Source organism: Rhodococcus sp. NPDC003383 (genome assembly GCF_053589115.1).
This window is the reverse complement of sequence record NZ_JBSFRG010000020.1, coordinates 74,139-99,676: the sequence shown is the minus strand read 5'-3', so window position 1 is coordinate 99,676 and position 25,538 is coordinate 74,139. Positions and strand designations below refer to the sequence as shown.

Below are 25,538 nucleotides of genomic sequence, written 5' to 3'. Positions count from 1 at the left end.
TCTAGGGTTTCGTCTTCGCGCCGTGCGATCCGGTGTCACCCGGGCGCTGCGCGGCGGTCGCCGCCATGATGCGGGTGATCTCGTCGCGGTCGGCGATACCGGGCAGGCCCCAGCCCTCCCGGTAGTCGTACAACTCGGAGAAGGTCACCGAATGCCGGTTTCCGTCGGCGACCTCGACGTCCTCGGTGGTGATCAGGCTCGGATGCGCCACACCGCACGCCTCCGCAACCTTGAACACCTCCCGGCGCAGCGCCCGCAGATACTGCTCGACCCGATCGGCCTTCGACGGAACATCCAAACCTCGTGACAGCCAAGCATTCTGGGTGGCCACGCCGGTCGGGCACCGGTCGGTGTGGCACTTCTGCGCCTGGATGCAGCCCACCGCGAACATGGGCTCGCGAGCAACGTTCACCATGTCGCAACCGAGTGCCATTGCGGCAACGGCATTGTCGGGAACACCGAGCTTGCCCGATCCGATGAAGGTCACACGCTCGGCCAGCCCTGCCAGGGCGAACAGCCGGTAGACCCGGGCGAATCCGCTGCGGAACGGCAGCGACACCGAATCGGTGAACACGAGCGGCGCGGCCCCGGTACCGCCCTCGCCACCGTCGACGGTGACGAAGTCGACGCCACGGTCACCGTCGCGCATCGCGTCGACGAGCAACTGCCAGAACGTCGGATCGCCGACCGCCGATTTGATCCCGACGGGAAGACCTGTGGCCGAGGCAACCTTCTCCACGAAATCGAGCATGCTGTCGACGTCGTGGAACGCCGTGTGCCGGGACGGGCTCACCACGTCTCGACCCACCGGAACGCCGCGGATCTCGGCGATCTCCTCGGTGACCTTGGCGCCGGGCAGCAGACCACCGAGACCCGGTTTGGCGCCCTGGCTCAGCTTGATCTCGATGGCTTTCACCGGTGCCGATTCGGTGAGCGCGACGAGCCGGTCGAGATCGAAACGGCCCTCGCTGTCGCGGCAGCCGAAGTAGGCCGTGCCGATCTGGAAGATCAGGTCGGCACCGTTGCGGTGGTACCGCGACAGTCCGCCCTCCCCCGTGTTGTGCAGGCAGCCGGCGGCAGCCGCCCCCTTGTTCAGAGCCACCACCGCCGCACCCGACAACGATCCGAAACTCATTCCCGAGACGTTGACGAACGATTCCGGCCGGAACGCCTTCGCCCGCCCACGCGGCCCGCCGAGGATCTTCGCCGACGGAATCGCCAGTCCCTCACCGCTGTGCGGCGCTCCGGACGGCGGGATCCGGGAGAACGTGCGGTGCTTGATGATCGTGTACCCGTCGGTGAACTCGACGTCGTTGTCCGTGCCGAAGCCGAACGTGTCGTTCTGCCGCTTCGACGCCGCATACACCCAGTGCCGCTGGTCGCGCGTGAACGGCCGCTCCTCGTCGTTGCGGGTGACGATGTACTGACGCAGTTCGGGACCGATCGCCTCGAGCAGATACCGCCCGTGACCGAGGACCGGGAAGTTCCTCAGCAGCGCGTGCCGACGCTGGAGCAGGTCGTACGACGCCACCGCGGCCAGCGCCGCAGCCGGGATTCCGAGAGCCTTCGACCAGTCCATGAATCCACGGTAGGTCCGTTGCGGGCACCGCACGTCGGGAAAGGCGATACCGTCCCGTCGGCTCGCACTCAGTGCGCGGTCACGGTGGACGTGCCCGCTCGATCCGCGGACGAGGTGGACGGTCGGCGACGCCGGAGATTGGCCGCGCAGACGCGGGCCAGCACGGCCGGGTGCCCCAGGTTCCGCGGCGGGTCGTACAGGCTGCTGACTCGGAGGAAGCGCATGGCGACCGCGGTGTCGGTCTCGGCGGCGGCGAGGACCCGATCGACGTAGGCGTTGCCGATCCTGACACCCCACGGTCGCGGTCCCTCGACCTCGGGCAGCGACAGGTCGGCACCGATCGCGAACTTCCATGCCGCCCCGACGGGCCGGGCGGCTGCCCGGAAGAACCGGCCGGCAAGGTCGGAATCACTGCGGTGCAAGCACTTTCGCAACTCGAGCGCTTCGAGAGCCGCAACGGTCATGCCCTGCCCGTAGATCGGATTGAAGCTGCAGACCGCGTCACCGAACACGAGCAGCCCGGCCGGGAACCGGTTCATGCGCTCGTAGTGCCGCCACTGGCTCGACGGGTAGCGATGTCTCGCGACGGCACCGAGCGGTTCGGCCGAACGGAGCGCAGCGACCACATGCGCCGGAGAGAACGACTCGACGAACTCGATCGTGTCGGCGAGGTCGGTTGGCGGCTCCGTGTCCACCATGCCGCTCACCGTGAACATCCACGTATCGTTCTCGCAGGCGAGCAACGCCATCCCGGTCGGGCGGCCCGGTTGCGCTCCGACGATCACCATCTTCTCCCGCAGCATGCCCGGCGGGATGCGCAACAACCGACTGCAGTACGTCACGTCGACGACGAGATGCTCCTCCTCGGGGCGCCCGTAGCCGAGACCTTCGAGAATCGCCGGGGTGCGCGCCCCGCGTCCCCGGGCGTCGACCACGAGATCCGCGCGCAGTGTATGGGCGCTCCCACCACCACCCACCTGTACACCGGTGACCCGACGGCGATCGGCCGTGGTGGTCAACTCTCCGGCACCGTGGCCGTCGAGGATCGTGACGTTCGGCAACTCGCGGATCCGACTGCGCACCCGGCTCTCCAGGAAGCACCTGCTCGGCAGGTACGTCTCATGCCCGTCCTGCACACGATCCCTCTTCCCGAACGTGTGCCCGCCGAAGGCGAGGTGAACTCCGGCCATGTCGCCGTACGCGATCTGCGGAACACCCTCGGAGGCCAGATCGGCGAGCAACCCGGGCAGGAGTTCGTCCATCGCCTCCGCTCCGGACGCGAGCAGCGCGTGGACGTGCCGTCCCTGCGGCACCCCGCGCCGGTTCTCCGCCCCGGAGGGGAGCACGTCCCGCTCGACCACGGTCACCGTGTCGTAGAACTCGGCCAGCGCGCGGGCGGCCAACAGCCCGCCCATGCTGCCCCCGAGAACAACCGCCCGATCGCCGATCCTGTTCATGATCTTCGCCTCGCATCGAATGCCCGAGTGAGTACGCATTCGATGCTGGCCCGGCGCTCGCCGGAGCGCGCGAGTAGCGCCCTACTCGAGTTTCCGGGCGCTACCGCGCGTGCGGGTTAAGTAGCCAGGCAGCCCGGGCCGAGCAGCGCCTTGAGATCGCCCATCAACGCCGACGACGGTTCCACCCGCAGGCTGTCGTCGACCTTGAGCAAGGTGACCTTGCTGCCGGAGATCAGCCGCACATGGACGTCCGAGGTGCCCGGATGGCGGGTCAGGACGTTCTTGAGTGCCCCCACCTTGTCCGGTGTGCACAGCCGCGTCGGCATCGACACCGACAGCGGCTTGGCGACACCGATCTGCGAAAGATCCGGTACCGCAAGGTCGTTGGCGATCAGGGAGATCCGGTCGTCGCGGATCGATACGCGCGCCTTGACCAGGACCACGGAGTCCTCGACGACGTCCATCCCGTAGACCGAGTAGGACTGCGGGAAGAACAGCACCTCGATGCCACCGGACAGATCCTCGATCTGCGCGGACGCCCAGGCCAGACCGTTCTTGTTGATGCGCCGGTTCACCGAGGCGAGAATGCCGCCCACGGTGACCTGGGTGCCGTCCTTGATGTCGCCTTCGAGAATGGCCGGGATCTGGGTGTCCGCCTGCGCGGCGAGCACGTGCTCGATGCCGTTGAGGGGGTGCCCCGAGACGTACAGGCCGAGCATCTCCCGTTCCAGCGCGAGCCGGTGCTTGGTGTCCCACTCCTCGTCGGGGATCTTCACGTTGAACACCGAAGTCACCGACTCGTCGGCGTCGGCGCCACCGAACAGGTCGAACTGGCCGATGGCCTCGGCCTTCTTGGTGCTCATCACCGCGTCGATCGCATCGGCGTGGACGAGCATCAAGCCCTTGCGGGGATGCCCGAGCGAGTCGAAGGCACCTGCCTTGATGAGCGATTCGGTGACCTTCTTCGAACAGGCCAGGGTGTCGATCTTGCCGAGATAGTCGGAGAAGTCGGTGAACGCACCCTTCTCCTCCCGGGCCTTGATGATCGACGCGACGACGTTCGCACCGACGTTACGCACCGCGCCCATACCGAATCGGATGTCCTCGCCGACCGCGGCGAAGTCGACGCGCGAGGCGTTGACATCCGGCGGCAGCACGGTGATGCCCATCTTGCGGCAATCCGCCAGGTACAGCGCGGCCTTGTCCTTGTCGTCACCGACCGAGGTGAGCAACGCGGCCATGTACTCGGCCGGGTAGTTGGCCTTGAGGTAGGCGGTCCAGAAGGACACGAGACCGTAGCCGGCGGCGTGCGACTTGTTGAACGCGTAGCCGGCGAAGGGCAGAACGGTGTCCCACAGCGCAGTGATCGCCGGCTGCGAGAAGCCGTTGTTCCGCATGCCTTCGGCGAAGCCGTCGTAGGCCTCGTCGAGGATCTCCTTCTTCTTCTTACCCATCGCGCGACGCAGCAGGTCGGCCTGCCCGAGGCTGTACCCGGCGACCTTCTGCGCGATCTGCATGATCTGCTCCTGGTACACGATCAGACCGAACGTGTCCTTCAGGATGTCGCGCAGCGGTTCCTCGAGTTCCGGATGGATCGGCTTGACCTCTTGCCGATTGTTCTTGCGGTCCGCGTAGTCGTTGTGGGCGTTCATGCCCATCGGACCCGGCCGGTACAGCGCGAGGACGGCGACGATGTCGTCGAAGCCGGTCGGCTGCATGCGTCGCAGCAGGTCACGCATGGCACTGCCGTCGAGCTGGAACACGCCTAGCGTGTCGCCGCGCGCAAGCAGTTCGTAGGTCGGTTCGTCCTCGAGCGGGAGGGTGTCGAGGTCGATGTCGATCCCGCGGTTCTCCTTGATCAGCTCGATCGCGTCGCCGATCACCGTGAGGTTGCGCAGGCCCAGGAAGTCCATCTTCAGCAGGCCGATGGCCTCGCACGACGGGTAGTCCCAGCCGGTGATGATCGCGCCGTCCTGGGCGCGTTTCCACACCGGGATCGCATCCATCAGCGGCTCGGACGACATGATGACCGCGCAGGCGTGCACGCCGGCGTTGCGGATCAGCCCCTCGAGGCCGAGCGCGGTCTCGTAGATCTTCTTCACGTCCGGGTTCGAGTCGATCAGCGCGCGAACCTCGGCGGCCTCCTTGTACCGCTCGTGATTGGGGTCGGTGATGCCGGAGACCGGGATGTCCTTCGCCATGATCGGCGGCGGCAGCGCCTTGGTGATCTGGTCGGCGATCGCGAAGCCGGGCTGACCGAACTGCACGCGCGCCGAGTCCTTGATGGCGGCCTTGGTCTTGATGGTGCCGAACGTGATGACCTGGGCGACCTTGTCGTTGCCCCACTTCTCCGACGCGTAGCGCACCATCTCGCCGCGGCGACGATCGTCGAAGTCGATATCGATATCGGGCATGGAGACACGTTCGGGGTTGAGGAACCGCTCGAACAGCAGACCGTGCGGGATCGGGTCGATGTTCGTGATGCCCATCGCGTAGGCGACAAGAGAACCGGCGGCCGAACCACGGCCCGGGCCGACCCGGATTCCGACCTCACGGGCATGGTTGATGAGGTCGCCGACCACGAGGAAGTAGGCGGGGAATCCCATCTGGTTGATGACGCCGATCTCGTAGTCGGCGCGGGCGAGGTATTCCTCCGGCGGACCGCCCGGGAACCGCCGGTCCAGGCCGCGCATGACCTCGTGCCGCAGGAAGCTCTCCTGGGTGTGCCCCTCGGGCACCGGGAAGATCGGCATGCGATCGCGGTGCTTCCACACCTCGTCGTAGGACTGTACGCGTTCGCCGATGAGCACCGAGTTGTCGCACGCGCCGGGAACCTCCGAGTCCCAGATGGCACGCATCTCCTCGGCAGACTTGAGGTAGTAGCCGTCACCGTCGAACTTGAAGCGGGTCGGATCCGAGAGCGTCTTACCGGTCTGGATGCACAGCAGCGCCTCGTGGTTCTCGGCGGCGTCCTTCGTGACGTAGTGGCAGTCGTTCGTCGCGAGCGGAGGGATACCCAGCTTGCGCCCGATCTCGAGCAGGCCCTCGCGGACGCGTCGCTCGATGGACAGGCCGTGATCCATCAGTTCGAGGAAGAAGTTGTCCTTGCCCCAGATCTCCTGCCACTTCGCGGCGGCCTCGAGCGCCTCGCGGTCGTGACCGAGACGCAGCCTGGTCTGGATCTCACCGGACGGGCAGCCCGTCGTGGCGATGATGCCCTCGGCGTGCGCGGCGATGAGTTCCTCGTCCATGCGGGCCCACTTGCCGAGCTGACCCTCGATGGAGGCGAGGGAGGACAGCTTGAACAGGTTCCGCAGGCCCGTCGCGTTCTCCGCGACCATCGTCATGTGGGTGTAGGAACCCGAGCCGGACACGTCGTCGGATTTCTGGCTGGGATCGCCCCACAGCACACGCTTGGTGTTGAACCGGGACTCCGGGGCGATGTACGCCTCGATGCCGATGATCGGCTTGATCCCGAACTTCTTCGCGGCGTTGTAGAACTCGCTCGCGCCGTACATGTTTCCGTGGTCGGTCATGCCGACCGCCGTCATCCCGAGCCGCTCGGCCTCCTTGAACAGGGGCCCGACCTTCGCGGCACCGTCGAGCATCGAGTACTCGGTGTGGTTGTGCAGATGAACGAACGAGTCAGCCACGCGTGTCACTCCCGGAAGTCAGTGGGCACCGATGAGTGTAGGCCTCCACGGCGACGTGTTCGGTCAGCCACACCGCGCCTCCTGCGGGTCTTCGTTCCCGGCATGGTGACCGTCACACACCCGTGTGTAAGCTGCCCTCTGCGTCGGGGTCGGGGGACCCTGCGATCGGGGTGAACCCGACACCACAGGGGGGCGATGGTGATCTTGTTCTGTTCGGCGTGCGTGCGTTCTCCGGGCTGTGCTCCGGGCCGGGGCGGGCGGTCGCGGTGAAGGTCGATCCGGAGATGCTCGCCACGCTCGCCACCACCCTCATGAACCACGCGGACGAGGTCCGGCGCGCGGGAAACTCCCACCGGACCGGGCCGTGGTACGACCTCGAGCAGCTGCCGCATTCGCTGGAGGGGTCGCAGCTCGCCGCGGTCTCGGCGGAGGCGGTCGCTGTGCTGGCGGGGGCCTTCGACGTGCTCGCCGGGCCGATCGACCAGATGGCCTACATCGCCGGGGGCGGTGCGCAGGGCTACGCGATCGCCGAGGACGAGTTCGCGTCCCTCATCCGCAATGCCGGGGAGGTCGCGTGACGCCGACGCAGACGTCCGTGGCGAGGTGGCAACCACAGCACCTGGGCGGAACCGCGGACGCGATCGACGGAGCACAGCGAAGGCTCGCCGCCATCGCCCGCTCGGTCCATCGCGATGTGTCGCTGATGCGCGACCACGACTGCTGGGTCAGCGATGCTCAGGCTGCCGCGGAGGAACGCGCCGAGTTCGAAAGCCGCCGGATGCTCCGGTGCGCCGAAAGCGTGGAGAGCGTCGGCGCCGCGTATCGCTCCGCGCTGGGCAGCATCGGCACGGCGAGGACCCACCTGCTCGACACGGTCGCCGCAGCCCACGCTGCCGGCGCCTCCGTCGGCGACGACTGGCAGGTCGCGGCAGGGTCCGTCGAGGATCCTCAGGAGGTCGACTACTGGCGCTGGCGGGTCGGCCAAGCGGTGACCGCCCTGACCGACGCCGACGCCGAGGCTGCCCGAGCGGTCCGGAACGCCCTCGATGCCCTGCGCGCACTCGTCCCCGAACAGCTCGGAACGTCCGGCCTCGAAGCCCGCGAACTCGCGGTGAAGATCACCGGCGGCGAGCACTTGACCGCCGCCGACATCGACAATCTGCTGCGTGACCTGCGCGGAATCCAACCCACCGCCGAACAGCTCGAAGCCCTGGCGCGTGGGGAACACATCGTGATGTCCCAGGCAACGCTCGACTATGTGCGGGAGTTGTACGGCACGCTCGGGGTCGACGGATTCGTGAAACTGTCCGAGCAGGTGAGCATGGAAGGGTCCGCGGAAGGGCAGCGGCTCCTGGCGAACGGTTTGGCGCTCGCCTCCGGACCCGAGACCGGCTCCGGAGGTATGCCGGCAGGGGTGGCGGAATTCTTCGACAAGCCGGCCACGACCGGCGTCGTGGTAGGCAATCCCCCGGTGTTTCTCACCGCCGTTCCGGACTCGGGTCTGCTCGACCGGTTCGCGCAGTCGTACGGGGTCGGTGACGCGGCGTTGCAGCAGGACAATCCGATCAATCGCGCACTGCTCGAGCAGGTCGGTGAGTTGGCTGCACTCGATCCGGGGCCCCGAAGCGCCATCGAACTGCGGGACGCCGGATCGACGACGTTCGACGGCCTCCTCGAGCATCTGGTCGCCGCCGGTGGGCGTGACCAGGAGAGCGTACACGAGATGGTGGTCGATCCGGACAGCCGCGAAGATCGGATACTTCCTCTCCTGCAACATGATTGGTCGGACTCCGGCGAGCCCGCGGTGGCGAGGATGTTCGAGTGGATTGCGGACGATGCAACAGCGACCGGTGACGACCCCTGGGCGATGGAACGCGCCACGCGTGCAGGCGAAACTGCTTTCGGCCTTTCGCAATTGCTGTCCGGCCACCATGCGGAACTGCTCGACGTTCCCGGGACCGACGGAAAATCGATCGGTGAGCTGAATCCCGCTGTGACCCAAGGCCTCGCACGGGCCGTGGCACCCTATCTGGCCGACATGGTCGGCGTTCCCGGTGAGGAGACCGGAACACACGGATACGGGGCACTCGGCTTCCGGAACGCGCCACTGCTCTACGCAGTGCTGTCGAGCGACGTCGACGCGGCCGGGCACCTGACAGCACAGGCATCGACGTCGGTCGCGTCGCTGGAGCAGGTGTGGGCGACATCCGGTGCAACGAACACCGATTCGCGAATCCACTACGGAGTGTGGGCGGGACGGTTGGCTGGCCTGGTCGAAGCCGGGCTCGACCTCGAACTGGAGAACCGGCGAAACGACGCCGAGGATGCACTGGACAGGAGAGGCTTGGTGTTCGACAGCGCGAAAGCGGCCCTGTACGGGTCGGCTTCGTTCGTTCCGGTGGCGGGTCCGTTCCTGGCGACAGGCATCGACGTCGCATCTCCATCCGTGCGCGAGGCGTACTTGAGCACGGCCGACCGGATCGAATCGATGACGGCGAATGCTTCGACTGACACATCGCGTACGGCCTCCTACTACAACATGGCGCTCGGCGTGCAAGCCGCCAATGGTGGGCGCCTTCCCGCAGACTCGGCGTGGACCGAGTACACAACCGAGGACGGTCGGCTGCAAACGTTGACCGAGATCGAAGGCGAACGCCCAGACACCGAATTGACCCACTTCAGCACGAGAACGCATGACGCCCTGACGGCCGCCGACCTCCCTCTGGAGGCCTTCTTCTCCGCATTCGAAAATGCTCGGCAGGATGTGGATCGATGACCCGAATCGCAACCCGACTCAGTATCGCGTGTGTTGCAGCTGCCGCGGCGTTCCACGTATCCGGCTGCAGCACCGGCCAAGATACATCGGAGTCCGAAATATCTGCGCGCTACCAACTCCCGGATGTGGTTCAGTACAACTATCGCTGGAGCGCGGAGTCCGGTATCAACCTGCTCGGCCCTGACGCAACGGTCGTTCGCGCCTATTTCGAGTCCTACTACATTGCGAGTTTCGCGCACTCAACCGCGGCGGGTTATCCCGGGTTCGAGAACGCCACAGAGGACGTCGCATACGACCCCCCACGTCATCGAGCGATCAACGACCGAACCAATTACAACCCACTTCCCATCGTCGGCACCTTTCATGCACATCTGCTGTCGATCGAACGGAACGCCTTCGGTATGCAGGCAGTTGTCTGCGAAGGTGACTATTCCCTGATGGACCTACGTCGCGACGGCACATACACCAATCGCGGGGTGCGGATACCGACCGCAATGCAAATCGAGTTCACGCCAGGATCTACCGGGATCACAGACACAGCGCGCTACGCGGAGGGCCCGGAACGCACACCCCAAAACGACGTGTTCGGCGGTTGGACCGTCACGCGACACGCCTTCTCGACGGGAAACTTCGACGACAACCTCGCCTGCCAGCACAAGTTTCCCGACCCACCCGAAACAAGACCCGAACGTATCAACGAAACATTCACAGTCCCTTACCCGACCCTGCCGCCCTACCCCGGATGGTCGAGTTCCCAGTGACGAGCGATCAGACGTCGGCGATACGACTAGTTGCTGCCGCAGAGTCATCACCAGGACCGATTCGCAAACGCGTGATCGCGCTTGTCGCCGCTACACTCACCATCTCGGGATGCACCGTGAATCACGGCGATCGCGCCACCCGAAGCGCCTGCGCCGTACACACTTCCCGATCTCGTCCAATACAACTACCGTTGGAGCGCCGAACCCGGCATCGACCTCTTCGGCTCACCCGAAACCACCGTACGTGCCTACCTGGAGTCCTACTACATCGCCAGCTTCGCTCACTCCACAGCTGCCGGCTACCCCGGATATGAGGACGCCACCCGAAACCTCTCGTACGACCCTCCCAGGCGAGACATCAACGACCGGTCGAATTTCAACCCGTTTCCTGTGGTCGGCACCTTCTACGCCCACATTCTTTCGATGGAGGAAACCGACACGGGCGCAAGGGCAATTGTCTGCCAGGGGAACTATTCGCTCATGACCGAAGTTCCAGACGGAACGTATTCCAATCACGGCTGGAGAATCCCGAGCCTGTTCGTCATCGACCTGTCCTCCCCATCCGAAGAAGACCCCGAACAAGTACGCATTACCGAAGGTCCCGCACGTGCGCCCCAGGAGGACATGTTCGGCGATTGGACTATCACGCGACACGCCTTCTCGACAGGAAGCTTCGACGACAACCTCGCCTGCGCGCCGAAGTTTCCCGACCCGCCCGAAACCAGACCTCAACGGAACAACGAAATGTTCACAGCCCCGTACCCCACCCTGCCGCCCTATCCGGGATGGCCGGATCCGACGCACTGACCGCGCCCAACCCCGACGGTCAACGCTCGACGTCTACGTCGTCGACGATCACGCGGCGCGGCGCGCGACGAGCCCGCCTCAGCGCATCCGCGCTGTAGATGACGAGCGCCACCCAGATCAGCGAGAACCCGATCCATCGCGACGGGGGCATGGCCTCGTGCAGAACCAGCACACCCCAAGCCATTTGCAGGCTCGGCGTCAGGTACTGCAGCATTCCTAATGTCGCGAGCGGCACCCGCTGCGCCGCCGCCCCGAACAACAGCAACGGAACTGCGGTGACGAGACCGGCCGAGACGAGCAGAAACGCGTGGCCAGGGCCCTCCGTCAGGAATGTGCCGGTGCCTGTCGCCGTGAGGAACACCAGATAGCCGAGCGCGAACGGTACCGCGACCACTCCCTCCCCGGTGAGAGAAGTGCGCGGGTCGAGGGGCACGATCTTCTTGATCACGCCGTACAACGCGAACGACAGCGCCAACGTAAGCGCGATGATCGGCGGGCGCCCGTAGTCGACGGTGATGACGACGACCGCGATCGTGGCAAGCAGCAACGCCGCGATCTGCGCTCGGTACAACCGTTCCCGGAAGAACAGCACGCCGAACAGCACACTGACGAGTGGGTTGATGAAGTATCCGAGCGCGGTTTCCACGACGCGGCCGGACGTCACGCCGTAGATGTAGGTTCCCCAGTTCACGGCGATCGCCGCCGACGCGGCCGCGACCAGCGCCCACGTTCGAAGACCCAGTCCGCGCAAGGTGCCGAGCTTGCCCAGTACCGCGAGCAACAACAGCATGAGCAGCAGCGTCCACAACACCCGGTGGGCGAGGATCTCGACCGCGCCGGCCGGCGCCAGAAGCCCGAAGAACGCAGGGAACATACCCCAGGCCAGGTAGGCGCCGATCCCGCACAGGACTCCGACGTTGTTGGTACTACGGTCGACGGCGGTCACCCGCCAACCCTATTCCTCCGCGACGGTACCGGCCGACTACGCGACAGGTACCGCCTCAGAGACCGAGGGCTTCGCGAAGCCGCCGCGCGCTCATGGCACCAGGTCGTTCCTCGGCGGGAAGCGTGCCGAGCAGGTGGATCAGGTCGTCGCGGCGCGTCGGGTCCGCGGCGGCCTGCCGCGGGGTCAGCCCGTCGAGCGCGGGGATCTGTTCGTCGAGCCACGCCTGCTCGTATTCGCGGATCCGCTCGTTGAGCATGGCCGCGAGCTCCTCGTCGTCGAGGTCGCCGGGAACCTCCGACGCGGACTGCTGCGCCTGCGCCAACATCTCCGCAGCCGGGGTTCGTGACTCGGTGACCTCGCGTGCGTTCGGCGCCGCTGCGACGACCAGTTCGATCATGTCGTCGAAGTCGAATTCGCTCATCGCCTCGACGGTCAGCGTCCACGGCTCTCCCGTGCGGTCCAGGCGCACCACACCGAGTACGCGCTCGCCGTCGATCCACGCCCACTCGTCGCCGCTAGCGGCACCGAAGCGACGGCTGAGCTTGCGCCGAAGGGTCGTCGAGGAAGGCACCGTGAACTCGGCGGTGCAGAAGACCATCGGTTCTCCGCCGGCCGTCACGAGTCGAGGCGGCGCGAAACGGGCGCTGAGGCACGATACGAGTTCTTCCGGGTCTGTCTCGTCATCGTCGAGCAACGCCATCAGCGGTCCGCGTTGTGGAAGGGCGACCGCTTCGGCGCCTCCGAAGATGTTCCAGAGGCCGTCGCCGACGGGCACGATCCGCGTGCAATACAGCTCCCCTGGCTTCACCTGCCGGCTGGCGGTCCTCTCGGTGACGTCGATGCGATCACCGGTGCGCAGATCTCGCATCGTGATACCCGATCCTGGCCGGACAGCGTCGACCTCGAACAGGGATCTGCCGATGAGCAGCCACTGCTGCGCGAGCAGCTGTTCGTCGTCGGGCAGCAGTCTCCCCCGGGTCCTCAGAAATTCGGCGAACGCTCCGGTTTCGAAAAGTGCGACATCCCAGACGAAGTCGTCGAGGCCGAGTGACGGGTTCTCGTGACCGCCCGGCAGGTAGGACGCGCGCACCAACGCCAACTCCACGGCCCGGATACGCCAGTGCGACAGCTCCACAAACTGGCCGATCTTCGCGTACAGCCAGCGGGCACGCTCCGCCAGGCTGTAGTCCCTGTTCGCGCGGTAGCCGGACAGCAGCTGATACATCGGATGTTCGCGTCCATCCTCCAACCGCCCGTACAGAGCCAACGCCCGTTCGGCGTTGCCACGGTCGGATTCGTATTGTGCCAGGTACAGCAGCGCCGGTCCGAAGTCGCTGTCGGCCGCGAGGGAACGGAGGTAGTGTCCCTCCGCGTCCTCGATGTGCCCGGAGCCTGCGGCGGCCCCGGCGATCCAGTGTGCAGCGGCAGCGACCTGCCGCGGACCGTGCTCGATCAGCCAATCCGCTGCACGGCCGATCGGCTCGGTGTCGAAGGCCTGGAACTCGAGCACGCGGTCATAGACGGCGGTGACGACAGCAGGGTCGGCGAGATCGAGGAACAGGTCCGGACCGTACAGGGAGAACGTCTCGGCGAATCTGTCGCCGGCTTCTGGGTCGCCGCTGCAGCCACCGACGAGTGTCACGAATCCGGTCGCGGCGAGCACCGCATCCTCGGGAACACCGAGGCTCTCTGCGAGATCCGATGTCGAGGCCCCGAAGTCGTCTGTTGTCATGGGGCCGAGGGTAGAGCCCCTGAGCAGCCTGGACCACCTGCCAGCGTTCCCGCCGTCGCGGCTGACAGCCGCGCGGCGCCGGTCGCGCGCGGCTGCCTTCTGTCTCGGCGGCTGGGCGCTGCGCGCCTGGTGTGCACATTTGGCGGCTCCAACCGCCACAAGTGCACACCGAGAAAATCAGTCGTCGGTCTCGTCGAGCACGCCGACGCTCACGCCGTAGGGCAGGAAGCGAACGCACCGGCTCGGATCCGTGTTGTTCTTGTGGGCGCGCAGCGCGTCGAGTTCGGTGCGATACACCTGCTCGACCCGGGCGAAACCCTCGGCGTCGACCGAGTAGACCGCCCACACGCCGTCACCCGCGCTGCCGGTCGTTTCGGGTTCCGGGGCACGACGGGGCCCCGAGCCGCTCGATTGCCCGAGGAACCTGACGAACTGCTCCTGCAACTGCCGGAACTGCTCACCCGCTTCCCGCATCACGCGGTCGATGTCGTCGGGGTCGAATCCGAACGGCCGGTCGTTGTCCATCACGGACCTCCTCGGCGGAGACGAGCCCGCCGGCGTGGCGGGACCTCTCTCCAGTGTGCCGTGTCTCAGGGTTCGCCGTCGTCGGGCCCCGGTGCCACGACCTCCACCTGCTCGGGCAGCAGCGGAGACACCGCGAACCGTCCCGCGACCGCGTCGGCCGGCAACGCCTCCACAGCCCGCACGCGGGCGTCGTCGGTGAGCGCCTGCAGGTCCTCCGGGGCCGCCCACACGACCATCCCGACGACGCACGCGCAGCCGGCGGCGAGCCGCTCGGCCGACACCGCCGCGACCCGCGCGGCACGATCGTTCCCGCTCGCCGGGATCTGCAACCGTGAAGCCGCGACGGACGGTGCGCGGCGCAGTGCTTCCGGATGCTGCGGCACCGCGACCGTCACCAACGGGGTCTGCACCCGGTCGATGGGGACCCGGAACAGCACCTGCGCGACCCGCATGCCGGCGCCGAGCTCCGCGACGGCAGCGACATCGACCGGCTCGGTGAACGACACGAGCGCCCAACGCGGGGCGCTCGCGTCGGTCGGGTCGTCGAGGCTCTCGGCGGCACGGCTCAGATACTCGGCGACGAGTTCACCCGAATCCGGACCGAGGGCGTCCGAACGCACCGAGGCGGGCCGCACCGGGTTGAGGACCCCCGCGAGCAGCACGGCGAGCACCAGCAGTGCCACGCACACCCACGGAAGTACCCGACGGATCACGACGACTCAGGCATCGCGCAGCACGGCCAGCGCATGTTCGAGGTCTGCGGGGTACTTGCTGGTGATCTCCATCCAGTGGCCCTGCGTGGGGTGCGCGAATCCGAGCGACCGGGCGTGGAGCCACTGCCGTTCGAGTCCGAGTCGGGCAGCGAGACGCGGGTCGGCGCCGTAGGTGAGATCGCCGCAGCAGGGGTGCCGCAGCGCCGAGAAGTGCACCCGGATCTGGTGGGTGCGCCCGGTTTCGAGGTGGATGTCGAGCAGGCTCGCGGCTTGGAACGCTTCGACGGTGTCGTAGTGCGTGATGCTGGGCTTGCCGTCCGCGGTCACCGCGAACTTCCAGTCACTGCTGCGATGCCTGCCGATGGGAGCGTCGATGGTGCCGCTGCTCGGGTCCGGGTGTCCCTGCACGAGCGCGTGGTACCGCTTGTCGATGGTGCGCTGCTTGAAAGCCCGCTTGAGCACCGTGTACGCGCGTTCCGAGGTGGCCACCACCATGACACCGGAGGTGCCCACGTCGAGGCGGTGGACGATGCCCTGGCGCTCGTGGGCACCGGACGTGGAAATCCGGAAACCGGCGGCGGCGAGTCCGCCGATGACGGTCGGGCCGGTCCAGCCGACGCTGGCGTGCGCGGCGACCCCGACAGGCTTGTCGACGGCGACGATGTCGTCGTCGGCGTACAGGATCTCCATGCCCTCCACGGGCTGCGCCTCGATGGTCAGCGGCCGCGGGGGCTCGGGCAGTTGCACCTCGAGCCACGATCCGGCGGACAGACGATCCGACTTGCCGGCGGGCGTACCGTCGACGAGTACCGCGCCTTCCTCGGTGAGCGCAGCGACCACGGTCCGTGACAGCCCGAGCAGCCTGGCCAGTCCCGCGTCGACCCTCATCCCGTCGAGCCCGTCCGGTACGGGCATCGCCCGGGTTTCTCTCACTAGCGTGCTCCCTTTTCCGTTTCCTCGGCTGCGTCCGCGTCGTTCGCTTTGCCCGCGCGCGACCCGTCCGGATCGATCCCGAACACGGTGAGCGCCACGAGCAGGATCGCTCCGCACACGATCGCCGAGTCGGCGACGTTGAACACCGGCCACCATCCGACCGACACGAAGTCCACGACGTGTCCCTGCAGAGGGCCGGGTGAACGGAAGATCCGATCGACAAGATTACCCAGTGCACCACCGAGCACGAGGCCCAGACCCAGGGCCCACCATCCGGACCGCAGGGTGCGGCCGATCTTGACGACACCGATCACGACGGCGATGGCGACGATCGTCAACACCCACGTCATGCCGGTCGCCATGGAGAACGCTGCGCCGGGGTTGCGCACCAGCGTCAGGGTCACGGTGTCGCCGATGATCGAGATCGGATCGCGGGGATCGATGTGGGCGACGGCGAGGACCTTGGTGATCAGGTCGAGCGCGAAGACCACGACGGCCACGCCCAGCAGCGCGATCAGCCGGCGTCCGGCCGGCTCGGGGGCGGCGTTCGGCCCCGGTGTTTCGTGGCTGGGATCTTCGCGGGCGGCGTCGTCGGTCACCGTGCCATCATCCCTCACCCTGGCGAGACGACGGCCACCCCACCCTGCGTGGCTACCCTGGGGGACGTGCCAGTGCTGTCCAGATTCGCTCCGCCGAGGCCCCGCGCGCTCGCTGCTGTCCTCTCCTTGACCGCCGTCGTCGCCGGGTGCAGCAGTTCCCCGGACGCCGCGACCGACATCGGTCCCACGTCCACCGAGGTCACCGTGCCGGTGTCGGCGGTGACGACGACGGTCCTCGACCCGGGTGCCGAACCTCGCGACGTGATCCGGGTGACACCGGCCCTGGACACGGTCCAGCACATCGACCTGACCACCAGCTCGCAGGTCTTCCAGCAGATCGGTGATCAGCCCCGCCAGGACTTCTCGTCGCCGGAGATCACACTGCCGCTGACGGCGACAGTCACGCGGGCGGTGTCGAACGGAGATCCCAGCACCGTCGTGGATCTGACGCTGGGCGACGCGACCTCCCCCGACGGGGCCCTGATGTCGGCGTTCGCGGCGGCGTCCGGGTCCGGGGCGGGTCTCACGCTCGGGCCGACCGGCGCCGTCAGCGCGCTGCGGCTGCGTCCGGCCCCGAACGCGCCCGACGCCGCGCGCGCCGCGATCGAGCAGGCGTTCTATCAGGCCGTGTACCGGATGGTCTCGTTCCCCGACGTCCCGATCGGTGTCGGTGCGGTGTGGGAGATCCACCAGCAGGTGATGAGCGGTATCACGCTCGACCAGGTGAGCACGGCGACGCTGGTGGCACGGGACGGCGATCGGTTCACCGTGCGGGTGAACATCGCGCAGACGCCCCAGGACTCGGCGTGGGAGCTGCCCAACGAGGCCGGACATCTGAACATCGATTCGTTCACGATGGCCGGGGACGGAATCCTCACGATCGACCCGGCACAACCGCTTCCGGTGGACGGCGAACTGACACTGGCCGGCGACCAGGCCTACAGCGATCCCGAGGGCACCACCAAGCTCGCACAGTCCCTGCAGGACCGGGTGCACTGGCAGGCAGGTCGACCCTGATCGGGTGCCCCGGTGTGAACACGGCGAGGGCCGGAGCGGTTGTCCGCTCCGGCCCTCGCTGCGTTCGAAAGAGCAGGTACCCGGAAGATCAGGCGCAGGCAGGCGACTGCAGCGACGCCATGGCGACGATGCCGCACGCGCTGTTCTTCGACAGCTTCCACACGCCGTCCTCGGCGACGAAGTCGACGGTGCCGGTGGCGACCTGGTCGCCGATCTTGGTCTCGATACCGGCGGTGGCGGTGCCGTTCTCGTTGTCGTTGACGTCGAGGACGGTGACCTGGGCACCGGCCTGCTTGGCGGCGGCGGCGACCTGATCGATCAGGGTCGGGTCGGCAGCGGCGCCCTCGACCAGGTCGACCTTCTGGTCGGCCGGGACGGTCTCGTCGAACGCCTGCGCGAGCATGGCGTTGAGGTCCTCCACCGTCGGAACCGGCGGGTACGCGGCGGCCTCGGCCGTGGTGGTGGTCGCAGCCGTGGTGGTCTTCGCGGTCGTGGTCGTGCTGTCACCTTCGTCCGAGCTGCAGGCGGACATCGTGAGGGCGGCGGCCAGTGCCACCGTGGCGACGGTGATCTTGCGAAGCTTCAACTTCTCGTCCTTCTCGTTCTCGATCGTGCACGGGTTCGTGCTCGGGTCATCCAGCAGCGGATGCTCCACCGGGACAGCGGATCGGGGGCCAGCGTACCCGGCGGCGATAAGAGCTCCATGAGAGCCGGGACTTCTTCAGGCGAGGCTGGCGAGGGGGTCGGCGACGACGAGCGCCGGATCGTCCTCGGGGAGGGTCCGGGCCGGTCCGGGGCCCGTGGTGCGGGTCTCGAATCGCACCGTCACCCGTCCGTGTCCGGCGCCCTGAACCCAGCCGTGCCCGAACTCGGGGTGGCTCACATCTGTGCCCGGACGCCACCGTGACCGCGGTTCCTCGGCGCGCTGGTGAAGTACCGGTCGCGGCCCGGAGTCGGCCTCGTCGTCCTCGACCGACCGGTCCAGTTCCGGGAACAGCGAGTCCTGCCGGATCGTCGACAGGCCCGCGAAACCGACGCCGACCAGCCGGATGGGCCCGATCTCCAAGGGGTCCAGGGCGAGGCGTTGCGCCGCGCCGGTCAGCGTCGGCAGGTCCTCGGTGGCGTACGGCAACGTCGAGGATCGCGTGAGAATACTCATATCCGCCTTGCGCAGTTTGAGCACCACCGTGCGCGCGGCACGTCCGTCCTTCCGTAACCGGTTGTGCGCGGCGGCCGCGCTCCCGGCGACCGCCTGTCGCAGGTCGCTCATGGTCACGATGTCGGTCGCGAAAGTTGTTTCGGCACTGACCTGTTTCGCTTCGGCGCGTTCGGCGACCGGGCGGTCGTCGATGCCGTTGGCCAGCCGGTGCAGACCTGGTCCGACGGTGGTGCCGAGGATTGACGCGGCCTCGGCTACCGGCAGGGCCGCGAAGTCGCCGATGGTGTCGATGCCGAGCCGCCGCAGCCTGTCCTCGGCGACCGGCCCGATCCCCCACAGCTTGCGGACCGGCAGGCCGTGCAGGAGGGCACGCTCCTCGTCGGGTCGCACGACGAGCATGCCGTCGGGTTTCGCGAGGCCGGAGCCGATCTTGGCGATCTGTTTGCCCGAGCCGGCCCCGATGGAGGCCACCAGACCGGTCCGCTCGAGCACCGTCCTGCGCAGGTGCGCGCAGAACCGTTCGACCTCGGCGACGCTCGCGCCGGCGAGTTCGGGTGGCTCGGCGAACGCCTCGTCCATCGACAGCGTCTCGAGGACCGGCACGTGGGAGCGCAGCGTCTCGAAGACCGCGTCGCTGAGGTTCCGGTACACGATGCCGCGCGGGGGCAGGACCACCGCGGACGGCCCGACGAGCCGGCGGGCACGGCTCATCGGCATCGCCGACCGCGCCCCGAACACGCGGGCCTCGTAGCTGGCGCCGGCGACGACGCCGCGCGCGCCGAGCCCACCGACGAGTACCGGCCGACCACGAAGGGTCGGCCGGGTCAGCTGTTCGGCGGACGCGAAGAACGCGTCGAGGTCCAGGTGGAGAACCCAGCGCCGGTTCACGGTGACGGGCACCGGTTCAGGGTAGTTCGCGGCACCGACCGTCCTCGTGCGCGGTTCCGGTAGCTGGTGCTACCGAAACCGCGCACGAGGCGGGGGTCATGCCTTGGAGATGGCCGCGCGCACGCCCTCACCGAGGTCGACGGCAGCGTCGCCGGCGGTCCCCAGTTCGAAGGTCGTCGCGAGGACCTCGCCTGCGATGAGGTCCTTGTGCCGGGCCGCCCACTCGGCGCGGTCGGCCGGCACCTCGAACGTCACCGTGATGCGGTCGGACACCTCGAGTCCGAGGTTGCGGCGCGCGTCCTGCAGTTCGCGGATGCGGTCCTTCGCCCAGCCCTCGGCTTCGAGTTCCTCGGTGACCGTCGAATCGAGCACGACCAGACCGCTGCCGCCGGGCAGCGCGGAGGTGGACTCGGGTTCCGCGGCGACGAGCCGGCTCGTGTACTCCTCGGGCAGCAGCGCGATCCCGGCGGCGGTCACGGTGCCGTCGGCGGTCTCGGTCCAGTCGCCGGACTTCACGGCCTTGATGACCTTCTGCACGTCCTTGCCGAGACGCGGACCGGCCGCCCGCGCGTTGACGACGACCTCGAAGCGGCCGTGCGCCTCGACATCGTCGGTGAGCTCGACGTGCTTGACGTTGACCTCGTCGCCGATCAGCTCGACGAACGGTTGGAGGCTCGCCGAACCCGGGGTGGCGACGGTGACCTTCGGCAGCGGCAGCCGCACCCGCAGGTGCTGGGCCTTGCGCAGCGACAGGACGGTCGAGCACACCGCCCGCACCTCGTCCATCGCGGCGACGAGTTCGGGGTCGGCAGGGATGTCGCCGGCCTCGGGCCAGTCCGCGAGATGGACCGAGCGGCCACCGGTCAGGCCACGCCAGATCACCTCCGACGCCATCGGCAGCAGCGGCGCCGCGAGGCGGGTGACGACCTCGAGGACGGTGTGCAGGGTGTCGATCGCGTCGGTGTCCTCGTCCCAGAACCGGTTCCGGGAACGTCGCACGTACCAGTTGGTCAGGGCGTCGCAGAACGTGCGCAGTTCGTCGCACGCACCGGCGATGTCGACCACCTCGAGTGCCTCGGTGATCACGTCGCGGGTCTCGGCCAGCTTGGCGAGGATGTACCGGTCGAGCACGTGCGGCGAATCGGTGCGCCACGTGCCCGGCTTCGACGCGTACAGCTGCAGGAAGCTCCACGCGTTCCACAGCGGGAGCAGCGCCTGCCGCACGCCCTCCCGGATGCCCTGCTCGGTGACGACGAGGTTGCCGCCGCGCAGGATCGGGGAGGACATGAGGAACCAGCGCATCGCGTCGGAGCCGTCGCGCGCGAACACCTCGTTGACGTCCGGGTAGTTGCCCTTGGACTTGCTCATCTTCAGGCCGTCGTCACCGAGGACGATGCCGTGCGCGGCGACGCACTTGAAGGCGGGCCGGTCGAACAGCGCGGTCGCGAGCACGTGCAGCGTGTAGAACCAGCCGCGGGTCTGCCCGTTGTACTCGACGATGAAATCGCCCGGGTAGTGCGTCTCGAACCAGTCCTGGTTCTCGAACGGGTAGTGCACCTGCGCGAACGGCATGGACCCGGATTCGAACCAGCAGTCGAGCACCTCGGGCACGCGGCGCATCGTCGAACGGCCCGTCGGGTCGTCCGGGTTGGGTCGCGTGAGCTGGTCGATCATCGGCCGGTGCAGATCGTCCGGGCGCACCCCGAAGTCCGCCTCGAGCTCGTCGAGCGAGCCGTACACGTCGACGCGCGGGTAGGCGGGATCGTCCGACACCCACACCGGGATGGGGCTGCCCCAGTAGCGGTTGCGGCTGATGTTCCAGTCGCGGGCACCTTCGAGCCACTTGCCGAACTGGCCGTCACGGATGTGCTCGGGCACCCACGTGATCTCCTGGTTCAGCTCGACCATGCGGTCGCGGAACCGGGTGACGGCGACGAACCACGACGGCACCGCCATGTAGATCAGCGGCTGGCCGGAACGCCACGAGTGCGGGTAGGAGTGCTCGATGGTCTCGTGCCGCAGCAGCTTGCCGGCGGCCTTGAGGTCCTTGATGATCACCGGGTTCGCGTCGAAGACCTGCAGGCCCTCGTACGGCGGCACCATCGAGGTGAACTTGCCGCCCGGATCCAGCGGCTGCACCAGCTCGATGCCGTTGCGCTGGCAGTACTCCATGTCCTCCTCACCGAAGGCGGGAGCCATGTGCACGATGCCGGTGCCGGACTCGGTGGTGACGTAGTCGGCGGCGATCACCTGGTGCGCGTTGTCACGGCCGGTGAAGAAGTCGAACGGCGGCTCGTAGGCGAGGCCGACCAGGTCGGCGCCGGTGTACTCGGCGAGCACTTCCGGTTCGTCGCCCAGTTCGCGGGCGTAGTGGCCCACGCGGTCCTTGGCCAGCAGGTAGGTCTTCGATTCGGTCTCGCCGGCCACCCGCACCGCGACGTAGGTGATCTCCGGGTGCACCGCGATCGCGAGGTTCGACGGCAGCGTCCACGGGGTGGTGGTCCAGATCAGGGCGTTGGCGCCGTCGAGTTCGGTGCCGGGGGCGCGCAGCACCATGTCGACGGTGACGGCCGGGTCCTGACGCATCTTGTAGGCGTCGTCGAGCCGGGTCTCCTGGTTGGACAGCGGCGTCTGCTCGTACCACGAGTACGGCAGCACCCGGAAGCCCTGGTAGATCAGGCCCTTGTCGTACAGGGACTTGAAGGCCCACATGACGGACTCCATGAAGTCCAGGTCCAGGGTCTTGTAGTCGTTGTCGAAGTCGACCCAGCGGGCCTGCCGGGTGACGTAGTCGCGCCACTCCCCCGTGTACCGCAGCACCGACTGCTTGCAGTACGCGTTGAACTCGGCCAGGCCCATCGTGTCGATCTCGGACTTGTCCTTGATTCCGAGCTGCTTCTCGGCCTCGAGCTCGGCGGGCAGGCCGTGGCAGTCCCAGCCGAAGCGGCGGTCCACCTTCTTGCCGCGCATCGTCTGGAAGCGCGGTACCAGATCCTTGACGTAGCCGGTGAGCAGGTGTCCGTAGTGCGGCAGGCCGTTCGCGAACGGCGGGCCGTCGTAGAAGACGAACTCCTCGGCACCCTCGCGCTGCGCGAGCGATGCCCGGAACGTGTCGTCCTCCGCCCAGCGGGCGAGAACGCGCTGCTCGAGATCGGGGAAATCGACGCCCGAATCCTTCGCGACGCCGTAGTCGACGCGCGGGTATCCGCCTGCCGGGGTCGGTGCGTCTGCGCTGGGTGCAGCGTTGCCGGTCGCTGCGGGATTCTCGGTCACTGCGGGGGCTCCTCCGTGCCTGGACGTGCTCGGCACGGGGACGATCACCGCGCACTGTGCGCTGCGACCGCGGTACCACCCCGCTTGCACCGCCCGGTCGGGACCGGACGGGCCACTCGTGCAGGCTGTGACGGGCCCACCCGTTCGGTTCTACTGAGTTGCCCGCCGGTGGCGGGCCAACCGTTCTTCCGAAGGCTCCCCGGTGATGGCCGGATCGTCGCCGCCCCGGACGTGCCGGGACTCATCCATTGTAGGACGTGCCGTCAGTCGGTTCGATCACGGCCGCTGTCGCGCCGCCGCGACCGTCGATCGGCGGGCGTGGCGGGAGCGGTACGCGAACTGGTCAGCAGACTGACCAGGAGCAGGACCGCTCCCACCACACACACCACGATGCAGGCCCAGGCCCAGGCGACCGACCCGGTCATCAGCGCGATGACCAGCAGGCCGAATCCGATGGCCGCGAGAACGAGAGTCACCACGAGCACGTCGAATCCTCATCCGACGTCCGGCACCGGGCCCGGTGCTCGATCAGTTGCCGCCCTTGGCGAACGAGGTGGAACCGAACGACGACGAGTTCGACCCGTTGAACGTGTCCTCGTCACCGTCGACCGGCACCGCCGAACCACGCTGCTCGAGCTCCTCGAGCTGCGACTCCAGGTACGACTTCAGGCGCACGCGGTACTCGCGCTCGAACGTCTTGAGCCGCTCGATACGACCCTCGAGCACCGAACGCTGCTGGTTGATGGTCGCCATGATCTCGGTGTGCTTCTTCTCCGCGTCCGCCTGCAACGCGTCGGCCTTCTCCTTCGCCTGACGCAGCTGGGTCTCGGAGCGGGTGCGGGCGTCGGCGAGCATCGCCTCGGACTTCTGGCGCGCGTCGGCGATCATCGCCTCGCTGCGGGTCCGCGCATCCGACACCAGCTGCTCGGAGTTGGTTCGGGCGTTGCGCACGAGTTCCTCGGCCTCGGCCTTGGCGTCGCTGGTGAGCCGGTCCGCCATCTCCTGCGCGAGACCGATCACCTTGGCGGCCTGCATGCTGGAGTCGCCGGCCGGGACGGCAGCCACGGGAGCCGGTGCGGGAGCGGGCGCCGGAACCGGGGCCGGTTCCGGCTTCGGAGTCTCCACGACTCGCGCGGGTTCCGGTTTCGCGGCTGCGGACGGCACCTGCCCACCCGAGCGCGCGCTCTTCTTCGCCTCGGCAAGTTCCTGGTCGAGCTCAGCCACCCGCTGGCGCAGGTCGGCGTTCTCCTCGATGAGGGTCGTCAGCTCCTGCTCGACGAGGTCGAGGAAAGCATCGACCTCGTCCTCGTTGTAGCCACGCTTCCCGATCGGAGGCTTGCTGAACGCGACATTGTGCACATCAGCTGGTGTCAGCGGCATGGAAGGGTCCCTTCACGCGTCGTGTAAGCGGTCAATCAGCGTTCAGCGATATCCACATTCGTGTCGAAATCGACAATCAGGTCGATATGCGCAGTCGTGTGTATATCCGCAGTTCCGTCGGTTTCGACGACCCTGCCGAAAGCACAGTGTTGTCGATACCTGCAATGCGTCACGCGTATCGACCCCACTGTATATGGCATTCCATTCTGGCACAGAGCAGCGTCGGCGCAGCCTGTGCAACGCGGGTGTCGGCCATCAGGCCATGCCGCCGCGCGGGATGAACGCCATCAGGAAATAGACGATGAACAGCAGGACCATGATCGACAGATCGAGCCGCACGCCCCCCAGGGAAAGCGGGGGAATCAGTCGCCGGAGCAGCTTCACGGGCGGATCCGTGACCGTGAAGATCGCTTCGAGTACGACGACGACGAAACCGGTCGGTTTCCAGTCCCGGGCGAAGGTTCGGATGAACTCGACGATGATTCGCCCGATCAACAGGAGCCAGAAAATGAAGAGCAGGAACCAGAGCACCTCGAATACGGCCACCCGCCCACTCTGCCCGACGAAGACGGATCCATCAAAACCGAAACGCCCGGGGCACGGTGATCTGCACCGTGCGCCGGGCGTTTCGCAGACCGGGGTCCGCCTCGCCGACGGTCACTGCTGGCTGTAGAAGCCCGTCTCGGCGATGCGCCGGCGCTCCTCGGCGGAGACGTCGATGTCGGCCGGCGACAGCAGGAACACCTTCGTGGCGACCTTGTCGAACGAGCCGCGCAGCGCGAACGCCAGCCCGGCCGCGAAGTCGACGAGTCGCTTCGCGTCGGCGTTGCTCATCTCGACGAGATCCATGATGACCGGGGTGCCGTCTCGGAACCGCTCCCCGATGGTGCGGGCCTCGCTGTAGTCGCGCGGGCGCAGAGTGGTGATCTTCGACAACGGGCCTCCCTCGTCGAACAGGGCACCGCGGCGCGCCTCGGTGCGTTCGAGTCGCGACTCCCCCGCCAGCGAGGATCGGCCGGGAGCGCGATTCGGTGCAGCAGCAGCGCGCGGTACACGCGCGGAGATCGGCTCGACCCGTGCCGGGCGGGCCGGCGCCTCGTACCGATCGAAATCGTCCTGAGGGAAGTCGTGGACGGGCTCGTCCCGACGCGACTGTGGGTACTCGTCCCGGTGCGAGGGACCGTATCCACCGGAATACGACGGATCGTTGTACTCACGTTCGCGGTCGCGTTCACGGCGGACGCTCGCCGGATCATCGAGGTAGTCGTCCTCGTAGTCCTCGAGCGGCACCATCCCGAAGTAGGCCTTGAACTTGTGGAGTGTGCTCATCGATCGCCCTT

Annotated in this window: 21 protein-coding genes; 5 read left to right on the top strand and 16 right to left on the bottom strand. The window is 67.5% G+C overall.

What is annotated here, in order from left to right:
* Position 1: 1 nt before the first annotated feature.
* The 3 genes from ACWDTS_RS18210 to dnaE form a co-directional block, all read right to left on the bottom strand.
* Entirely contained in the window at positions 2–1,579 is a 1,578-nt protein-coding gene (locus ACWDTS_RS18210; RefSeq protein WP_450118754.1) for an FMN-binding glutamate synthase family protein, read from the bottom strand.
* A gap of 68 nt (positions 1,580–1,647) precedes the next feature.
* Positions 1,648–3,036, bottom strand: coding sequence for an FAD-dependent oxidoreductase (locus tag ACWDTS_RS18205; protein ID WP_450111420.1), 1,389 nt, complete (start codon positions 3,034–3,036; stop codon positions 1,648–1,650).
* A 116-nt stretch (positions 3,037–3,152) separates the two neighbouring features.
* Positions 3,153–6,689, bottom strand: a complete 3,537-nt coding sequence (gene dnaE / locus ACWDTS_RS18200) for a DNA polymerase III subunit alpha (protein ID WP_450111421.1) — start codon at positions 6,687–6,689, stop codon at positions 3,153–3,155.
* 218 nt (positions 6,690–6,907) lie between these two features.
* Between dnaE and ACWDTS_RS18195 the strand changes: the two genes are divergently transcribed.
* The 4 genes from ACWDTS_RS18195 (at position 6,908) to ACWDTS_RS18180 (ending at position 11,033) form a co-directional block, all read left to right on the top strand.
* Positions 6,908–7,267, top strand: coding sequence for a hypothetical protein (locus ACWDTS_RS18195; RefSeq protein WP_450118753.1), 360 nt, complete (start codon positions 6,908–6,910; stop codon positions 7,265–7,267).
* Positions 7,264–9,465: a TPR repeat region-containing protein gene (locus tag ACWDTS_RS18190; RefSeq protein ID WP_450118752.1), complete on the top strand. Its 2,202-nt coding sequence runs from the start codon at positions 7,264–7,266 to the stop codon at positions 9,463–9,465. Before ACWDTS_RS18195 ends, ACWDTS_RS18190 begins: the two co-directional genes overlap by 4 nt.
* Positions 9,462–10,226: a hypothetical protein gene (locus tag ACWDTS_RS18185; RefSeq protein ID WP_248673647.1), complete on the top strand. Its 765-nt coding sequence runs from the start codon at positions 9,462–9,464 to the stop codon at positions 10,224–10,226. Before ACWDTS_RS18190 ends, ACWDTS_RS18185 begins: the two co-directional genes overlap by 4 nt.
* A 423-nt stretch (positions 10,227–10,649) precedes the next feature.
* On the top strand, positions 10,650–11,033 hold the full coding sequence (locus ACWDTS_RS18180) for a hypothetical protein (protein WP_450118751.1): 384 nt from the start codon (positions 10,650–10,652) through the stop codon (positions 11,031–11,033).
* A 19-nt stretch (positions 11,034–11,052) separates the two neighbouring features.
* Here the strand turns inward: ACWDTS_RS18180 and rarD are convergent, their stop codons facing one another.
* The 6 genes from rarD to lspA all read right to left on the bottom strand — a co-directional run bounded on the left by rarD (position 11,053) and on the right by lspA (position 16,481).
* Positions 11,053–11,979 (bottom strand): EamA family transporter RarD, encoded by a 927-nt coding sequence (gene rarD, locus ACWDTS_RS18175; protein WP_248673645.1) that lies wholly within the window; start codon positions 11,977–11,979, stop codon positions 11,053–11,055.
* 55 nt (positions 11,980–12,034) lie between these two features.
* Positions 12,035–13,711, bottom strand: a complete 1,677-nt coding sequence (locus ACWDTS_RS18170; RefSeq protein WP_248673644.1) for a tetratricopeptide repeat protein — start codon at positions 13,709–13,711, stop codon at positions 12,035–12,037.
* Between the two features lie 177 nt (positions 13,712–13,888).
* A complete protein-coding gene (locus ACWDTS_RS18165) occupies positions 13,889–14,236 on the bottom strand; it encodes a hypothetical protein (RefSeq protein ID WP_197254180.1) in 348 nt (115 codons plus the stop codon).
* Positions 14,237–14,301: 65 nt separating this feature from the next.
* Positions 14,302–14,946: a hypothetical protein gene (locus ACWDTS_RS18160; RefSeq protein ID WP_450118764.1), complete on the bottom strand. Its 645-nt coding sequence runs from the start codon at positions 14,944–14,946 to the stop codon at positions 14,302–14,304.
* Positions 14,947–14,955: 9 nt separating this feature from the next.
* Entirely contained in the window at positions 14,956–15,864 is a 909-nt protein-coding gene (locus ACWDTS_RS18155) for an RluA family pseudouridine synthase (RefSeq protein WP_450110330.1), read from the bottom strand.
* 17 nt (positions 15,865–15,881) lie between these two features.
* On the bottom strand, positions 15,882–16,481 hold the full coding sequence (gene lspA, locus ACWDTS_RS18150; protein WP_450110319.1) for a signal peptidase II: 600 nt from the start codon (positions 16,479–16,481) through the stop codon (positions 15,882–15,884).
* 66 nt (positions 16,482–16,547) lie between these two features.
* On the opposite strand from lspA, the gene ACWDTS_RS18145 reads away from it, so the two are divergent.
* The gene (locus ACWDTS_RS18145) at positions 16,548–17,498 is read left to right on the top strand and encodes a hypothetical protein (protein WP_450110318.1); all 951 of its coding nucleotides are present in this window, start codon (positions 16,548–16,550) and stop codon (positions 17,496–17,498) included.
* Positions 17,499–17,586: 88 nt separating this feature from the next.
* On the opposite strand, the gene ACWDTS_RS18140 is transcribed toward ACWDTS_RS18145, so the two are convergent.
* The 7 genes from ACWDTS_RS18140 to ACWDTS_RS18110 form a co-directional block, all read right to left on the bottom strand.
* Positions 17,587–18,153: a hypothetical protein gene (locus ACWDTS_RS18140; RefSeq protein ID WP_450110317.1), complete on the bottom strand. Its 567-nt coding sequence runs from the start codon at positions 18,151–18,153 to the stop codon at positions 17,587–17,589.
* 66 nt (positions 18,154–18,219) lie between these two features.
* The gene (locus tag ACWDTS_RS18135) at positions 18,220–19,557 is read right to left on the bottom strand and encodes a DNA polymerase IV (protein WP_450110316.1); all 1,338 of its coding nucleotides are present in this window, start codon (positions 19,555–19,557) and stop codon (positions 18,220–18,222) included.
* An 84-nt stretch (positions 19,558–19,641) separates the two neighbouring features.
* Positions 19,642–22,818, bottom strand: a complete 3,177-nt coding sequence (ileS, locus tag ACWDTS_RS18130; RefSeq protein ID WP_450118750.1) for an isoleucine--tRNA ligase — start codon at positions 22,816–22,818, stop codon at positions 19,642–19,644.
* Positions 22,819–23,081: 263 nt separating this feature from the next.
* Positions 23,082–23,303, bottom strand: a complete 222-nt coding sequence (locus ACWDTS_RS18125; RefSeq protein ID WP_450110314.1) for a hypothetical protein — start codon at positions 23,301–23,303, stop codon at positions 23,082–23,084.
* A 43-nt stretch (positions 23,304–23,346) separates the two neighbouring features.
* Positions 23,347–24,198 (bottom strand): DivIVA-like cell division protein Wag31, encoded by an 852-nt coding sequence (wag31, locus tag ACWDTS_RS18120; RefSeq protein WP_450118749.1) that lies wholly within the window; start codon positions 24,196–24,198, stop codon positions 23,347–23,349.
* A gap of 255 nt (positions 24,199–24,453) precedes the next feature.
* Positions 24,454–24,744, bottom strand: a complete 291-nt coding sequence (locus tag ACWDTS_RS18115; RefSeq protein ID WP_072813817.1) for a YggT family protein — start codon at positions 24,742–24,744, stop codon at positions 24,454–24,456.
* A 111-nt stretch (positions 24,745–24,855) separates the two neighbouring features.
* Positions 24,856–25,527 (bottom strand): cell division protein SepF, encoded by a 672-nt coding sequence (locus ACWDTS_RS18110; protein WP_197254171.1) that lies wholly within the window; start codon positions 25,525–25,527, stop codon positions 24,856–24,858.
* Positions 25,528–25,538: the final 11 nt, after the last annotated feature.

Excerpts from the sequence above, each read along its gene's own strand:
- ACWDTS_RS18165 (WP_197254180.1), bottom strand. The coding sequence starts at position 14,236 with ATGGACAACGACCGGCCGTTCGGATTCGACCCCGACGACATCGACCGC.
- ACWDTS_RS18185 (WP_248673647.1), top strand. The coding sequence starts at position 9,462 with ATGACCCGAATCGCAACCCGACTCAGTATCGCGTGTGTTGCAGCTGCC.
- ACWDTS_RS18180 (WP_450118751.1), top strand. The coding sequence starts at position 10,650 with ATGGAGGAAACCGACACGGGCGCAAGGGCAATTGTCTGCCAGGGGAAC.
- ACWDTS_RS18110 (WP_197254171.1), bottom strand. The coding sequence starts at position 25,527 with ATGAGCACACTCCACAAGTTCAAGGCCTACTTCGGGATGGTGCCGCTC.
- wag31 (WP_450118749.1), bottom strand. The coding sequence starts at position 24,198 with ATGCCGCTGACACCAGCTGATGTGCACAATGTCGCGTTCAGCAAGCCT.
- ACWDTS_RS18155 (WP_450110330.1), bottom strand. The coding sequence starts at position 15,864 with ATGCCCGTACCGGACGGGCTCGACGGGATGAGGGTCGACGCGGGACTG.
- ACWDTS_RS18210 (WP_450118754.1), bottom strand. The coding sequence starts at position 1,579 with ATGGACTGGTCGAAGGCTCTCGGAATCCCGGCTGCGGCGCTGGCCGCG.
- ACWDTS_RS18170 (WP_248673644.1), bottom strand. The coding sequence starts at position 13,711 with ATGACAACAGACGACTTCGGGGCCTCGACATCGGATCTCGCAGAGAGC.
- ACWDTS_RS18205 (WP_450111420.1), bottom strand. The coding sequence starts at position 3,036 with ATGAACAGGATCGGCGATCGGGCGGTTGTTCTCGGGGGCAGCATGGGC.